Origin of the sequence: Dyadobacter sp. CY323, from assembly GCF_021390245.1 — a bacterium.
Classification (GTDB): Bacteria; Bacteroidota; Bacteroidia; order Cytophagales; family Spirosomataceae; genus Dyadobacter.
Map to the genome: position 1 here is coordinate 135,373 of NZ_JAJUXH010000023.1, position 16,428 is coordinate 151,800.

The 16,428-nt window shown below is 44.6% G+C and carries 10 protein-coding genes; 2 read left to right on the forward strand and 8 right to left on the reverse strand.

The genetic code is table 11. The annotated features are described in order from the left end of the window. Positions 1-19 precede the first annotated feature (19 nt). Entirely contained in the window at positions 20-244 is a 225-nt protein-coding gene (locus tag LZG72_RS25215; RefSeq protein WP_233877916.1) for a DUF2281 domain-containing protein, read from the forward strand. Beyond that, on the forward strand, positions 245-406 hold the full coding sequence (locus LZG72_RS29525; RefSeq protein WP_409017746.1) for a type II toxin-antitoxin system VapC family toxin: 162 nt from the start codon (positions 245-247) through the stop codon (positions 404-406). A 69-nt stretch (positions 407-475) separates the two neighbouring features. Here LZG72_RS29525 and LZG72_RS25220 read toward each other — a convergent pair whose 3' ends face one another. From LZG72_RS25220 to LZG72_RS25255, 8 genes are all read right to left on the reverse strand, one after another. After that, a complete protein-coding gene (locus tag LZG72_RS25220; protein WP_233877917.1) occupies positions 476-2,851 on the reverse strand; it encodes an ABC transporter permease in 2,376 nt (791 codons plus the stop codon). Between the two features lie 200 nt (positions 2,852-3,051). Continuing rightward, positions 3,052-5,466: an ABC transporter permease gene (locus LZG72_RS25225; RefSeq protein ID WP_233877918.1), complete on the reverse strand. Its 2,415-nt coding sequence runs from the start codon at positions 5,464-5,466 to the stop codon at positions 3,052-3,054. A gap of 34 nt (positions 5,467-5,500) precedes the next feature. Next, complete coding sequence (locus LZG72_RS25230) at positions 5,501-7,921, reverse strand: ABC transporter permease (protein WP_233877919.1); 2,421 nt, start codon at positions 7,919-7,921, stop codon at positions 5,501-5,503. Between the two features lie 157 nt (positions 7,922-8,078). Then, positions 8,079-10,538 carry an ABC transporter permease gene (locus tag LZG72_RS25235; protein ID WP_233877920.1) on the reverse strand — a complete coding sequence of 820 codons (2,460 nt, stop codon included), beginning with the start codon at positions 10,536-10,538 and terminating at the stop codon, positions 8,079-8,081. Between the two features lie 171 nt (positions 10,539-10,709). Continuing rightward, a complete protein-coding gene (locus LZG72_RS25240) occupies positions 10,710-11,060 on the reverse strand; it encodes a DUF5615 family PIN-like protein (protein WP_233877921.1) in 351 nt (116 codons plus the stop codon). 14 nt (positions 11,061-11,074) lie between these two features. Then, positions 11,075-11,302: a DUF433 domain-containing protein gene (locus LZG72_RS25245; protein WP_233877922.1), complete on the reverse strand. Its 228-nt coding sequence runs from the start codon at positions 11,300-11,302 to the stop codon at positions 11,075-11,077. A 76-nt stretch (positions 11,303-11,378) separates the two neighbouring features. Next, positions 11,379-13,757, reverse strand: a complete 2,379-nt coding sequence (locus tag LZG72_RS25250) for an ABC transporter permease (RefSeq protein WP_233877923.1) — start codon at positions 13,755-13,757, stop codon at positions 11,379-11,381. 125 nt (positions 13,758-13,882) lie between these two features. Then, on the reverse strand, positions 13,883-16,273 hold the full coding sequence (locus tag LZG72_RS25255; RefSeq protein WP_233877924.1) for an ABC transporter permease: 2,391 nt from the start codon (positions 16,271-16,273) through the stop codon (positions 13,883-13,885). Positions 16,274-16,428 lie beyond the last annotated feature (155 nt).

Genomic DNA, 16,428 nt, shown 5'->3' on the forward strand with positions numbered 1-16,428 from the left:
TTGTATATTTGATTTCTACATGAACAATACCACAATGTCAACTGCTATTAAGGGGATTTTCGAAAACGGCCAGATCACTTTGTTGGAAAAACCGCCTGTCAATAAGCGTATGGAAGTGATTGTGACCTTTATAGACGAGAAAATAGCTATCCAAAAAAAGCGTGTGGCAGGCGTGCCAAGCGGAAAAGTGAAGATGTCTGACGACTTTGATGACCCCCTGACTGAACTTAATGACTATATGTAAATGAATTTACTTTTAGATACACACGCACTAATTTGGTTTCTTGAAGACAATCCCAAACTTTCCCAGAAAACAAAGCTTTTAATTGAAGATATAAAGAACAATGTCTTCGTCAGTACGGCAACCTGGTTTGAGATTTCTATTAACTATCAATTGGTAAATTAGAATTACCTGATTCATTGTCGGAAACCATTGTGAAATCTTCTTTAAATAACGTTCATGATACTTACCACATCACTCGCTACGCAACGACTTAACCGGATTCATCAAAGCTGCTTTGATCGCTTGAAAGCTGACAGTCAATAAAGTAATGATGACAGCGAGGAATGCGGAGATTGCAAAAACAACCCAGCTCAGCTCAATGTGATATTCGTACTTTTTCAACCAGTCGTTGAGAAAATACAATGCAATGGGTGAAGCGATCACGCAGGACAGCAAAACGAGATAGATAAACTCTTTGGACAACATCGCCCACATTTGCGAGACGCTGGCGCCCAGTGCTTTACGTATCCCAATTTCTTTGGTGCGTTGCTCGGCAGTGTAGGCTGCGAGACCGAACAAGCCGAGACACGAAATGAAAACGGCCAGCACCGCGAAAACCCTCGCAAGTTTCCCAATGCGCTCCTCCGACCTGAACTTCGCCTCATATTCCTGGTCAGCGAATTTGAATTCAAATGGAGAGTCAGGATCAAATTTTCTGAAAATAGCTTCTACCTTTTTTAATGCCTGATCCACCGGTTTGCCGGGAATCAATTTCACGTTGATCAGGTTTGCCCATTCATAATCCATCAGAAAAATGGTTGGTACTGCCGGTTCATATGGCGATTGCATGACCATATCTTTAACCACACCCACAACCTGTCTCGGTTTGCCATTATAACGGATCGTTTTACCAACAATATCTTTAATGCCAGTCAGTTTCACCGCCGATTCATTCAAAATAAATGCCGCAGTATCGGTAGAGAAATCGCGTGAAAAGTCTCTTCCGTCGGTAATTTTCCAGCCAATTGTTTTACCAAAATCATGAGTGCAGGCAATGGTACCAAATAATGGAACTGATCCTGCCTCCATTCCCTCCCACTCAAAACCGATCTGGTTTGAATAAATTCCGGTGGTCGGACTGGAAGATTCACTCATTTCATAAACCACGCCGGATTTCAAAAGATCATCACGCAGCGGATAATATTTCCCGTAAAGATTTGGTGAAATGCTGATCTGCAACAATCCTTGCCTGTCGTAACCAACGGGCCTGTCTTTCGCATGCTGAATTTGCTGAAATACGATTATAGTGCCGATAATGAGCGTAATGGAGACCGTAAACTGCATGACCACCATCACTTTACGCGGCACCGCCGACCATTTACCTACTTTAAATGTGCCTTTCAAAACCGCGAGCGGATTAAAAGACGATAAATAGAATGCCGGGTAACTTCCGGAAACGAGCCCGGTAAACAGTGAGAAAATGATTAATGCGAGCCAGAACTGATAGTAGTTAAATGGAAACGTGACGTGTTTTCCAGAAAGATCATTGAATGCAGGAAGTACTAAAAGAACAATCAAAATGGCCAGTACCAGTGCAAACGAGACAACGAGAAATGATTCGCTCAAAAACTGGAATACAAGCTGACTTTTCAAGGAGCCGATCGACTTTCGGATGCCTACCTCTTTGGCGCGTTTCTCGGAGCGCGCCGTACTCAGGTTCATGAAATTGATGCAGGCCAGCAGCAACACAAAAATCCCGATAATGCTGAACAGCCAAACGAATTGAATGGCGCCACCAACATTCTGCCCATTTTTGAAGTCCGAATACAAATGCCAGCGGCTCATCGGATGTAAAAAGTACTGTGGCTTATCGGTTTTGGAGAATGCATGGGGCATTTCCACGTCCCTGATTTTTCTCGATACTTTGGCAATATCCGCATGATCGGCCACTTGCGCAAAAAACTGAAACGAGTGGTTACCCCATTGATCCTGAGCGCTTTTGACCCAATTCTCCGCATTCAGATAATCACTCCATGGCAGTATTAGATAAAGCTCATTAAATGCAGAATTAAACGGAATGTCTTCATATACGCCCGTTACTTTCACATTCTTTTTGATATCTAGTTTCAGGGTTCTGTTAAGCGGGTCGTGATCGCCAAAAAGTGATTTCGCCAGCGATTCGGAGATCACGATCGAACCCGGATTTTTCAATGCGCTGTAATCGCCCCGTATCATTTTCAGTGACAGCATTTCAGGTAACGAAGGCTGCGCCCACATTCCGGTTTTATTGATCTTCTTATCCCCATTTGCCAGCAAATGCCCGAAGTTCCAGGAAGCGAGTGAGGTGAATTTGAAATCCGAACCATACTTGGTGGCCATTTCCGTCACCGCCGGGATAGAAACCGCGGTACCACTTCCGGTTTGCTCGTTAAAAGTCTGGCTGATCCACGCCTGAACAATCCGATCATGGTTTTTATGATACTTGTTAAACGACAGCTCATCCCAAACCCAAAGCCCGATCAGCATCGCCACCGCAATGCCAACCGCAAGTCCGACGATATTAATAAATGAATAAACCTTATTTTTAGAAAGGTTTCGGAGGGCAATTTTGAGGTAGTTTCTGATCATGGCGGGGGTGGCTGTTAGCTGTTAGCTGTTAGTTGTTAGCTGTTAGCTGTTAGCTGTTAGCTGTTAGCTGTTAGCTGTTTAAAATGTCTCTTTGGTATCGTTTACTTATGATATTCATCAAAAAAAAGGGCTAAAAGCTAAAAGCTAATTGCTAAAGGCTAATTGCTAACAGATAATAGCTAATAGCTAATAGCTATTACCTACTCACTCCTCAGCGCCTTTACGGGATTCACCAATGCTGCTTTTATGCTCTGGAAACTCACGGTAACCAATGCGATTACAATCGCGAAAATACCTGCTGCGACGTACAGCCACCAGCTGATGTTAACTTTGTAAGTAAAGTCCTGCTGCCATTCGTTCATGAAATACCAGGCAATGGGCGAGGCGATGATCAGGGCGACGATAACCAGTTTTACAAAATCCACGGAGAAAAGACTAAAAATATTGAACGCCGTTGCACCGATTGCTTTACGGATTCCCATTTCTTTTGTTCGCGATTCTGCCATGAATGCGACTACGCCATATAAACCCAGGCATCCGATGAAAATAGCAATGCCAGAAAGTATTTTGAACAAGTCAAACAGCTTTTCCTCTTTCTCGTAAAAACTGTTTAATGTTTCATCCAGAAAGGAATATTTAAAAAGAAAATCCGGGAAAGATGCGGACCACGCCTTTTCTATTTTTTCGATTAATGCAGGATTAGAGCCCGCAGCCAGCTTTATTCCAAGCGTTCCATAGTTGCCCCGGGCCGTGGTCAGCACACATGGGATAATTTCACGGTGCAGGCTATATGTATTGAAATTCTTGACGACCCCCACAATCGGCAGCTTCACGCTTGATCCGCCGATTGCCATTCGCTTACCGATCACTTCTTCGGGCTTTTTGAATCCCAGTTTCTGCACAAAAGCCTCATTGATCACAAATTCACGCATGGTATCGGCAGGCAGGTACATACGTCCGGCAATCATCTGCAAACCATATGTTTTGACATAGGCCGTATCCGCAGGCCGCATTACCACCTCGAAATCGAGCATTTCAGCATCGTTTTCAAATGTAAAGCCGGTTTGCCAGTTACTCCTCGACATGGGAGTAAATGCACTGTAACTCATATCCTTAATACCCGGCTCCGATTTGAGCTTCGCATACAAAGTTTCAAGTTGACCGGGACCTTGTCCGGGAATGGGCATACTTACAATCGCATCTTTTTCAAAACCCAGGTCCATTGTCCGGAAATACTTCATCTGGCTGTATGCGATCAATGTTCCCAGTAAAACAACCTGCGAAATGGTAAACTGGAGTACGATCAACCCGCGTCGCAGATTGGACTGACCGTTTCCACTTGCCCGCATCGTACCTTTCAAAGCAAGAATGGGCTGATAACCGGAAACTACCAGTGCCGGATATGCGCCGGAAAGTACCGTCGTAATAATTGCCAGTACGAGCAAGAATATGAGAATAACCGGGTCCGCAATGAACATGACACCTTTGGACTGGATGTTCAATATCTCGGCCACATACGGGAGCGTCAGTTGGGCGAGGAGCAATGCAAGTAACACCGAAATGACCGTTAAAATACCGGTTTCAGAAAAGTACTGTCTGAGCAGCTGGCCACGCGTACTTCCCAGCACTTTCCGGACGCCCACTTCCCGGGCCCGTCGCAGCGCCTGGGCAGTTGCCAGGTTAATAAAATTGACACAGGCTGTTACCAGAATGAATACGCCAATCAGGACCATAGACCAGATCATACCTTTGCTGATGGTACGTCCCGCATAGTTCTGCGTACGATTATCGAAATGAATGTCATTTACCGGCTGCAATACTATTTCTGTCTCCGCCGCATCCTTCGGATCTCTGTATTTTTTGGACAATGCCGCCAGATTTTGTTCCATCCGTTCCTTACTGAGCGACTCCGGCAAGCGCATGTACATTTGTCCGCCCCCGTATGTGCTAACCCAATCATCCCAGTTTGTAAATGACCCGTAATCTTTTAAAGATGAGAAAGAAAGCAAAGTATTGAATGGAAAACTGGTAGTGGGCGGCGAATCTTTAACTAAGCCAGTCACCACAAAATCCTTGCGATTGGACACACGGATGGTCTTACCCATTGGATCAGCATTTCCAAAGTATTTCTTTGCCTGCGTTTCGGAGAGAACAACTGAGCCGGGGTTGGTCAATGAAGTTGATGGTGAACCTTTTAACCAGGTGTAGTTAAAAAGTTTGAAGTATTCCGGACCGATAAAAGATACGGAGTAAAACGGTTCTGAAAACTTCTTGCGTCCCGCACCTTCACCAATCGTGATCAGCGTTTCGCGCATCGCATAGGTACAGGAGATCAGATCTTTAACTTCGGGGTAGTCGCTTTTGATCGCTGCAAGAGCAGGCAGCGACATGCCTGCATTATAACCCTTGTCACCAGCCTCCTTATTGTGCTGCACAATGCGGAACACCCGTTCCACCTGGCTATGGTGCTGGTCGAAACTCAGTTCATAGCGAACGGTAAAAAAAATGAGCAGGCAGCAGGCCAGGCCGAGCGTCAGGCCGACGATGTTGATCATGGTAAAATTCCAGTTGCGCCGGAGATTCCGGAACGAGGTAATCAGATAATTTTTGATCATGGCTATGGGAAATTTTGATATTGTCTTTTATATCCTACTCACTTTTTAGCGATTTCACGGGATTCATCAATGCAGCTTTTATACTTTGAAAACTCACAGTTGCAACTGCTACGAAAACAGCTGCCAGGCCGACCAGAACAAATACCAATGGGTTGATTTCAATGCGGTAAGGGTAATTATCAAGCCATTTTTGCATTGCGAACCAGGCCAGCGGCGTGGAGATAAGTATTGCGATAAGCACGAGCTTGACAAAATCTTTTGACAATACAAATACAAGATTTGAAATGCTCGCACCCAGCACCTTACGCACGCCAATTTCTTTGGTACGTTGCTCCATAACGATCAACGCGACAGCGAACAAACCCAGACAAGACAATACAATTGCAACTCCCGACGCCAAACTAAAAACCTGCGAAAGCCTCTCCTCCTCTTTATACCAGGCATTGGTATTTTCATCCACGAATGTTCCGATAAACTCTGTTTCGGGCGCCACTTTCTTCCAGACCGCCTTCAATTTATCCATTGATACACTCAGACTTTCCGGCGTAATCCTTACGAAAATATACCTAACCGAACCTTCGCCACCTAAATGCATGGTGATCGGCTTCTTCTCATTTTTCGATGAGTACAAACTAAAATCAGGAATCAGGCCAATGATCTGATATTTTACGCCGGCAGTATCGGTTTGAAAGTATTTACCGACCGGATCTTTTTCCGAAATCATTTTCGCCATGCTTTCCGTAACGATAACACGGTCAAGAGAGTCGCTGGGGTAAGCCGGATTAAACTCCCGCCCGGAAATCAGCCTGATGTTCAATGTCTTCATATACTCGTAGTCAATGGATAGCCAGTCAGTTACGACTTCTTTTTCCTTATATGTAAATCCTATTACGCTTCTGGATGTACTCCTATCCATACCGACGCCCAGATTCACAGCACTTCCGCTCACTCCCAGTACATTAGGATCGGATTTGAACTCATTTCGCATTCTTTGCAACACTTTTTTACCATCGATTTTATTACCGACCGGAATGCTGATCACTTCTTCTTTTTGGAAGCCCAAAGGTTGTTTCCGTAAATGATTCACCTGCTGAATCGCCACGATCGTGCAGCAAATGAGCAAACTCGATAAAGTAAATTGTGCAACGATCAACGAATTGCGGAGCATACCCGGTTTTTTCAGCGTAACCCTGCCTTTGAGCACCTCAACTGCATTAAATTTAGACATTTGCCAGGCTGGATAACCGCCAGCAATCAAGGTTACCAAAACAAATAGCCCGAAAAGCAGCGCAATTTTATCGAGTTCTAACATGTAATCCAGACTCAACTTGCTTTGGAAAGTAGCATTGAAACTCGGCAAAAGCAGGACGGCAAGTACCACGCCTGTCAGAAAACCAAAAAAGCAGATTACCGCGGCTTCTCCCCAAATCTGAATGAAAAGCTGGTTTTTCAATGCGCCAAGCGACTTACGGACACCTACCTCGCGGGCGCGGATGAACGATCTGGCTACATTGAGATTAATAAAATTGATACATGCGATTAACAGAATAAAAAGCCCGATACCCATCAACGCATAGACAAGCGCAATAGGGGCCGCTCCTCCACCTGAAAGTTTTGTATCAAAATGCAGATTCTCGATATTCTGCAATCTCAGCGCAAATATGTCCCCCTGATCATCAGGCTTTGCGCCCTTTTTTTTCAAAGTTTCAATGCTCTCCGAGAAATATTTTGCTGTAAAAGGTTTCAGCCGTTTTTCAAGAGCTATCGGATCGGCATTAGGGCTTATTTTTAAATAAACGCGGTGTGAATGCGCGTCCCATTGATCTTTCGATTGCTTGTAACCATCCGAATTTTCAGTTCTCACAAATGCATCAAACTTGATCGATGAATTTTCGGGAAAATCTTTCAGGACGCCGGTCACAACATATTCCTTACGTTTTGCATCCAGCCCAACCTGCACTGATTTGCCGACTGGATTTTCCTTCCCGAATACAGCCTTCGCCATTTCTTCACTGATAATGATGCTGCTCATGTCCAGCAGCGCCGTTTCAGCACTGCCTTTGACCAGCGGGAAAGAGAATATTTTTAGAAAATCAGGATCAATAAACATGACCTGTTTATCAAAATATTTGCCCTTGTATTCCAACACATCACTTCCGTTAACTACACGTGTAATCCCTTCTATTTCAGGAAATTCCGCTTTTAATGCTGGCGTGAGTGGAAACGGCATAGAGCTCGTTCCTGATGCTCTTTCCGGATCATTGGAGAAAAAGTAAGTGGCGAAAATGCGCTCCTTATCCTTGTGAAAATTGTCGAAAGACAGCTGAAAATATGCTGTAAGGAAAAGAAAGACGCTGATACTGAATGCAACTGACAATCCGACGATGTTAATGACGGCGTAACCTTTACTTTTCCAGATGTTTCGGAAAGCGATTTTTATGTAGTTTTTGAACATTTTTAGCTTTTAGCTATTAGCCGTTAGCTTTTAGCTTTTTAAAAGTTTGTTATTAAACCTGGCAATGCAACTGTCTTTATTTGACATTATGTAATCCGCAGATAATGTTGTGCTGATAGCTAATGGCCAACAGCTAACAGCTATTAGCTAAAAAAACCTACTCACTCTTCAACGACTTCACCGGGTTCGTTATCGCTGCTTTTATGGCCTGCGTGCTTACTGTTAAAAGTGCGATCACAACGGCGAGCGCACCTGCGGCGGCAAACATCCACCATTGAATGGAAATTTTATAAGCAAAATCCTGCAGCCATTTGTTCATCACATACCACGTCAGCGGCGTGGCGATGATGATTGAAATGATTACCAGTTTGATAAAATCGCCGGATAACAATGTTACAATGCTTGAAACAGAGGCGCCGAGCACTTTTCTCACGCCGATTTCTTTGATCCGCTGCTGGGCCGCAAATGCCGCGAGGCCAAATAATCCCAGACAGGAAATCAGGATCGAAATCACTGTGAATGAATTCACTATGCGTGAAGTACGCGCGTCGGCAGCATAATTCCGTTGGAAATCCTCATTCAAAAAGCTGTATGTGAATGGCTCATCCGGTACCAGCGATTTCCATTTTGATTCAATAAATGGCAATACGCGAGTTACATCTTTCGTATTCACGTGTGCGACAATATAGTTGTGATTTCCATCCAGGTTCAGGAAAAACGCATAGGGCACAATCACCTGGTGCAGATCCTGAAAATGAAAATCCTTCACAACACCCACGATCTCAATGCTTTTGGTCACATTGTCGTAACGATCATCGAAGTTGAGTCTCTGGCCGACCGCTTTTTCCAGGGGTATGCCAAATTTCCGGAGAGTTGCCTCATTTACCACGATCCTCATATTGGTATCAGCGGGGAATTCTTCCGAAAACATCCTTCCTGCTTTCAGTTCAAAACCCATTGTTTTCATAAAATCCGGAGCTACCCAGTTCGTTTTGACCAGACCATCCTCGTTCACAGTTTGTCCTGGCAGGTACACCGACATGTCGCTGGGATTCAGAATACCGGGATAGTACGACGTGCCCGATGCCGCGCTGATTTGATTGTTCTGTAATAACTCGTTCCGCAAAGCACTATAAGCCTCTCTGGACTCCTTGCTTCTGAATGGGATCACGATCTGCTGATCTTTGTTAAAACCCAGCGGCTGCTCATGCATAAATTTGATCTGTCCCTGAATAACAATGGTCGCAACCACCAGACCGATCGAAATCACAAACTGAAAAACCACAAGTCCGCGGCGAAGTGTGGAAGCTGAAACCGAATTCACAAACTTGCCTTTTATCACATCCAAAGGATTATACACCGACAAATAAAACGCAGGATAACTTCCTGACAACAAGCCGGTAACTAAGGCAAGTGCAATGAATGCAAGTACAATCTCAGGCTCAAACAAGGTTGAGACTTTCAGTGTTTTATCCGATAGTTGATTAAAAACCGGCAGGAACAATACCACGAAAACCACGGCAACAAGCAATGCAATAAAAGTCAGCACCATGGATTCACCCAGGAACTGACCAATCAATCCACTTTTTCCGGCACCCATTACTTTACGCATTCCTACTTCCGCCGCACGCTTCGCAGACCGGGCAGTAGCCAGGTTCATAAAGTTGATACAGGCAATTAGTAGTGTGAATAGTGCGATAGAGGCCAGCACATACAGGTACGTGGCGCTGATTGTAGCAGATACGATCCTGTCGATTTTGTTGAAAAGATGAATGTCTTTCACTGGAAGCAACACGAGTTTCTTATCATAACCTGCTGCCTTTAAATCTTTTCGAGCATATTTTTCGATGAAACCAGGAAGCTTTTTACTGAATTTGGCAGCATCTGTACCCGGCCGGAGACGCAGATAATGGTAAAACATATTGTTGCTGGTAAAATCCAGGTTCGATTGGCGCAGATATTCTCCTATCCAACCCGCTTTCAGCGAAACAAAGTAACGGGCATCAATATGTGAACGCGAACTTTCGTCTTCATAAACACCAGTAACTTTGAAATTCTCATTATTACCGGTTTTCCCACCGATTTTGATCGTTTTGTTCAATGCGGGCTCATTTCCGAACAACTTATGCGCCACTTCTTCCGAGAGCACAACAGAATGCGGATCATTTAACGCAGTCCGCGAATCGCCTTCGAGAAAACGATAGGTAAAAACATCAAAGAAGGTCGAATCGACGTTGGTTCCTTTGGTTTCGTAAAACGATTTTACTGCTTTTCCCGACTCTTCGACTCTCAGTAAAGTCTTGTCTTCCATGAAATTTTGCCAAAGCCTGGTAACCTGCACTACTTCAGGGAATTCCGCTTTCACGGTCTGCGCATAGGGAGCCGGGCCTCTCGGATTATCCATTACCTCCCCATTCGGCTGCACATTTTCACTTCGCAGCAAATAGATGTCATTGACGTATTCCTGATGTCTGTCAAAAGAAACCTCACTCAAAATGTAGAGCAGCAACAACATACAGCAGGTCATCCCGACGGACAGCCCGAAGACATTAATGGCAGAGAAAAGCTTGCTTTTAAGCACATTTCTCCACGCGATTTTCAAATAATTTCTGATCATGGCTAACAGTTCTAGAAGACTTTGCAAAGGTCCTGTCAGCATGCATTGAATTATTATACCAGAAATACGAATGGGGCCTTAAATATTTATCTATCAGATACTTATATTTCATTTAAAACAACAAAAGTGTCCGGTTTCGGACACTTTTGTTCGGTAATGGGAGCCAGGCTGCTAACCTCGGAGTGGACGAATTCTCACCTTCGATTTCTGATCAAAGAAGGTAACTAAACTTCCCTGCTCTAAATATGATTTGTAATTTTCCAAACAAGCTACTACCGCATTTCCAACTGCAATGGGCATCAAATTTTGGCTTCGGATTTGAAAAACACTTGGAGCATTCGCATTTGTAGCTGCGAGGATGGATCCAAAATCAAGATCATTTGTAAAAACGACATAATTATTCACGCGTGCATATTCAAAAATACGTGTGTCCGGATCTTTCGCAATTCCAACTGCCGACCAATGAACGGCATATATGTTATTCAAAATAAAAAAATCTGTCCATAGTGGGGACAGATTCATATCTATTAAAACCTTCATGCTACCTGAAAAGGAACTTCGATTTCTTCTGACCGCCAAGCCGCATAGCTAAGTGCCTGTCTCAAATCTTCCATTTCAAGATATGGGTAGGCAATCAATATTTCTTCAAAACTGATTCCAGAAGCAACAAGTCCAACAATTGTTCCTACTGTCACTCTCATTCCTCTGATGGTAGGCTTTCCACCCATTACGAGAGGATCAAATGTTATACGATTCAGTTCCATGACATTGACTGTTTACATTAACTATACTCTCAACGATATTAAGGAATTTTCTATTCCTTTCTAACAAAATGTTATTTCATTCACTCTTCAAACTCCTCACCGGATCCATTAGCGCGGCCCGGATACTTTGAAAACCAACCGTGCAAAGAGTTAAAAGTAAAGCAGAGACGCCCACCATCGCGTAGGTATACCAGCCGATAGATGTATGATAATCAAAACTTTGCAAATAGCTCACCTCAAAACTATAAGCAACCGGCAACCCAATTAAAACCGATAAAAGAACCAAAATCACAAAATCACGGGCCAGCAACAATGCGATTTCACTTACAGTTGCACCGAGCACTTTCCTGATCCCAACTTCTTTGGTACGCTGGTTTGCAGCCAGGGTAACCAGACCAAAAACACCCGCCAGTGCAATGACAATGGAAAGAATAGTCACAAAATTGACCATTTTCCAGATGCCGTCGAGATGGTTATACTGCCTGCTCAGCTCGTCTGTCACGTAAAATGACGAAAACGGTTTCCTGGCCGGAATTTTCTTCATTTTAGCTTCCAGTCCTGCCAATATACTTTTTGCCTGGCCGATATCATTCAGCTTGATACTCAAATAGGAATTCAGCCCGGTCGGTTCATACCAATGTAAAAGCGGCTCGATCTTTTCCTTCAATTCCTGATAATGGAAATCCTTCATAACTCCAATCACCGTGTACACCTCGGGATTGTTTTTCTGGCGTAACCGTTTTCCGACAGCCGTTTTCCAGCCCATCGCTTTCATCGACGACTCGTTGATCACCACCGGATGGTTCTCTCCTTTTTGATCTATATCATCTGAAAAATCTCTCCCTTCAACCATCTTAATTCCATAAGTCTCCGCATACCTCGCACCCGCACCGACGTGTTTGAACCGCACTTCTTTATTCGTTTCTCCCTCGGGCAGGTACACGTTGTAATTACTCCAGTATTTGGTCGGCACTACGCCTGAGGTTGACACACTTTTTACCCGCGAATCCCGGTTGAGCTCGTCCAGAATGGGCTTGAACTGGCTGGTCGCCAACTCCTCGTTGCGAAACTGCAGATTGGAAGAAACCACCAGCACATCCCGGTGTTCGAAACCCATATCGGCCTGGCGCATAAAACTAACCTGTTTACGCACCGTAATGGCACCGATCACCAGCCCGAATGCGATCACAAACTGAACCACGATCAGCGTTCCGCGCGTCCAGCCTTTTGACGATGTTTTATTCGAAAGTTTCCCTTTAATGGTATCTCGTAAGTCCAGTTTATTAAGATAAACGGCGGGGTAAGTCCCTGCGATGACCGCGATCAGACTGATCATTCCGGCCAGCGTCAGAAAAGTTGCATAATCCTTTTCCCAGCTTAATACCAGCTGCATTCTGCCTTGCCGGAATTCGTTGAACTGCGGCACGAGATAGGTCACGCCCACGAGAATGGCGAGTCCGAGAGAAGCAGCGAGCACAATGCCCGACTCCGTCCAGAATTGAAACAGGATCTGCTGTAAAGTCGAGCCCGTCACTTTCCGGACCGCTACTTCTTTCGCGCGGGTGAATGCAATGGCAGTATTTAGATTGAGCAGGTTAATGCTGATAATCAACAGAATAAAAACAGAGATCGCGATGGCGCCATAAATCATCCATTTAAATCCAGGGTTTTCCTGATGAATGTATTCGGTTAATGGTAAAATATGCAACTTCCGGCTCTTCGTTTCTGACCCAAAATGTGCCTTGGCAAACTGTGGAAACTGCTTTCCCAGCTTGGTAACATCCGCATTCTTATCCAGTTTGAGATACACCGTGGAGAAGGTATTGTACCAGTCGGCGCTGCCGGCGAAGTTTTTATCTGCTTCCAAAACCGAGATCGGCAGGAGTACATCAAATTGCAGGGATGAATTTTCAGGGACCTGTTCCAAAACGCCGGTAACCGTAAAATTCAGCGTATCATTAACCGCCACATTCTCTCCCACCGGGTTTTTTTCACCAAAAAGAGCTTGCGCAACCTGTTGATCGATGACAATGGATTCTCTTCTTTTTAATGCCGTTTTTGCATCCCCATATTTTAGTTTAAAAGAAAAAACCTCAAAAAAGCTCGTATCCACATATTTCGTATTCCGCTGAATATCTTTGCCTTTGTAATTGATCCACACGTTATTCCAGCCCTGGAAATGAGTACCGGTTTCTATTTCCGGATACGTTTTTACCAGTTGACCAAGAATCGGGTGCATAGTCTGATTATACCGTCCATCTTTCCCCTCGGTCTGGACAAAATAGATCTGGTCGTTGTCTTCATGAAACGTATCCCAGGTAAGTCCGCGCAGGATAAAAAGAATGAGCACCCCGGCACTGGCGAGCCCCAGCGAAAGCCCCAGCAAATTAATCCCGGTAAACAGCCGGTTTTTCCAAAGAGTACGGAAGGCGATTTTGAAGTAATTGTGGAGCATGGTGGTTAGCTTTTTAGCTGTCAGCCCTTAGCTGTTAGCTGTTAGCTTTGTTTATTTCATTGTACATTTTGTACTTAGCCGGCTTCGAGAAGCAAGATTAAAAGCTAATGACAAATAGCTAACAGCTAATCGCTCCTCAGCGACCTCACCGGATTCATCAATGCTGCCTTTATACTCTGATAACTGATTGTCAACATTGCGATGATAATGGATGCAGCTGCGGCGAGTGCGAAGATCGGCCAGTTTATCTCAATTCGGTATTCAAATCCTTGCAGCCATTTATTTACGGCATAATAACCTATTGGCGAGGCAATTGCGATTGAAATTAATACCAAAATAATAAAATCCGCTGAAAGCAGCGAAACGATTGCGGTAACCGATGCCCCAAGTACTTTACGAATACCGATTTCCTTGATCCGACGCTCTGCCGTGAAAGTCGCCAACCCGAATAAACCAAGACATGAGATTAGCAATGCAGTGACTGTGAAGGTGTTGAACAACGTAGCGGTGCGCTCTTCATTTTTATAAAGCTTGTCGTACGTTTCGTCCAGGAACGTGTAGTTCAATGCATAGTTCGGGACCATTTCGTCCCATACTTTGCCGGCCGCTTTAATGGCCTCCGCATCCTTTCCCGGCTGCGCTTTTACATAAATCCCCAGACTCCAGCTTGTGTTATTAAATAAAACCAGCGGCTGGATTTTCTCCCGCAGACTTTTGAAATGAAAATCCTTCACAACCCCGATCACATTTCCCTTCATCCCCTGAAAGTCAAACCTTTGGCCGATCACCGGCTTCGGTAAATTGAGCTTTTTGACGGCCGTTTCATTCAGTACCACATTGGTTTTATCACCGGGCCGGGTTGCGTCGAACCAGCGGCCATCGACCAGTTTTAGTCCAAACATTTTTTGAAAATTATCTTCGACGGCAATTTGCGAAACGGTTGGGGCAAAGTCTTTCGGGCGTCCGTCCCAATCGTAGGAACCGGAAGTACTGCTGCCGATCTGGACAATGCTCTGACTGCTCACGGTGACGTCTGCAATGCTGGATTCATTGAGTAACCTGGCCTTCACAGTGGCCGGGTCAATTTTCGGTTGCATACCCCACGGCAGGCGGAATGTAAACGTATGCGCACGTTCGTACCCCAGCTCCTTTTCCCGGATAAACTTCATTTGCTTCTGCACAACCAGCATGGAAATAAGGAAAACAATCGCAACCGTGAACTGAACGACAACCAATCCTTTTCTGAAAACGGAACTGCTGGCACCTAGTACATTAGTACCTCTCAGGGTCTCAAAAGGTTTAAAGGACGATAGCAAAAGCGATGGGTAAACGCCTGTCAATACGATAGCAAAAAGAGTAGTACCCAACAAAATGGCCCACAACACCGGATTGAAAAATGATATTTCAAATGTCTTCGCGGTGACGCTGTTAAAAACCGGTAACAGAACATAAATCATACAAAAGGAAAGTACCAATGCGATCAGGCAGGTAAGAATCGACTCGGTCATAAATTGACCAAAAAGATGCGAATGCTTTGCGCCAAGCAACTTTTTAACCCCTACCTCTTTCGATCTCACACTCGCCCGGGCCGTGGTAAGATTTACATAATTGATACAGGCTACAAGTAGGATGACAAATGCCAAACCAAAGAAAACATAGACCGTTTTCCGGTCACCCTTGCTTTGATCCGCGCTCTGAATATTGTTGTTGAAATGCATATCAGTCAACAACTCGGCTTCCAATACCGTGTCTGTCGACGATTTTCCGTCGTCTTTCTTTTTGAACTTGGAGATGATAGCGGTCAGCTTTTTGCCCAGCTTTTTCAGGTCGGTATTTTCCTTGAAGACAATGAAAGTCTGGTAGTTGAAGTTGTTCCAGGTATTGTCGCTTTTAAATGTTTCAGGATTGGCCAGATAAGCCGAGATTGGCAAAATGAAGTCATATTGAAAACTGGAATTGGCGGGGTTATTTTTGTAAACTGCCGAAACCGTGTAGTCCAGCGTATCGATCCGGATAATTTCCCCGGCCACTTTCGACCTTCCAAAAAGCTGGATAGCCTTGGCCTCCGTCATCGCTATATTTCGAATACCGGAAGCGAATGCCGCTGGCGATCCGTCCACGAATTGGTAATCAAACGTCTCGAACCAGTTCGTATCTGCATAAGTGGCATTTTCACCGTTGACCTTTCTTCCATCGATGATCATAGACAGGTCCCCCTTAGAACTTTCCCGTGTCACCGATTCGATTTCGGGTAAATTCTTTACCTCCGCCGATAACGGCAGTGGCGTGGTCTGCCAGTGCCAGGTCTCCAGCTTGCTCACCGAGTAATGCGTGATAATCCTGCTGATCCGGTCCGACTTTCTGTGGTACGTATCAAAACTGAGCTCATTTTGAACCCATAACAGAATAAAAACCCCCGCCACCATCCCACCGGTGAGTCCAATGATGTTGAGAGCCGTAAAAAGTCGGGAACTGTAAAGATTCCGAAAGGCGATTTTGATGTGGTTTTTGAGCATGGTTGTTGGCTTTTAGCTTTTAGCTTTTAGCTTTTAGCTTTTTGTCATTGCCTGAAATAGGTTGCCTTCAGAGAGCAAACTATCATGGGCGATTTAAAATTAAATTCGAAAAAAAGTACAAAACTGAAGATCCGTCAATATCGGATTTTCAGCGA

Coding starts and splice junctions, on each gene's coding strand:
- LZG72_RS25255 (WP_233877924.1), bottom strand. CDS start 16,273: ATGCTCAAAAACCACATCAAAATCGCCTTTCGGAATCTTTACAGTTCC.
- LZG72_RS25225 (WP_233877918.1), bottom strand. CDS start 5,466: ATGATCAAAAATTATCTGATTACCTCGTTCCGGAATCTCCGGCGCAAC.
- LZG72_RS25215 (WP_233877916.1), top strand. CDS start 20: ATGAACAATACCACAATGTCAACTGCTATTAAGGGGATTTTCGAAAAC.
- LZG72_RS25230 (WP_233877919.1), bottom strand. CDS start 7,921: ATGTTCAAAAACTACATAAAAATCGCTTTCCGAAACATCTGGAAAAGT.
- LZG72_RS25220 (WP_233877917.1), bottom strand. CDS start 2,851: ATGATCAGAAACTACCTCAAAATTGCCCTCCGAAACCTTTCTAAAAAT.
- LZG72_RS25235 (WP_233877920.1), bottom strand. CDS start 10,538: ATGATCAGAAATTATTTGAAAATCGCGTGGAGAAATGTGCTTAAAAGC.
- LZG72_RS29525 (WP_409017746.1), top strand. CDS start 245: ATGAATTTACTTTTAGATACACACGCACTAATTTGGTTTCTTGAAGAC.
- LZG72_RS25250 (WP_233877923.1), bottom strand. CDS start 13,757: ATGCTCCACAATTACTTCAAAATCGCCTTCCGTACTCTTTGGAAAAAC.
- LZG72_RS25245 (WP_233877922.1), bottom strand. CDS start 11,302: ATGGAACTGAATCGTATAACATTTGATCCTCTCGTAATGGGTGGAAAG.
- LZG72_RS25240 (WP_233877921.1), bottom strand. CDS start 11,060: ATGAATCTGTCCCCACTATGGACAGATTTTTTTATTTTGAATAACATA.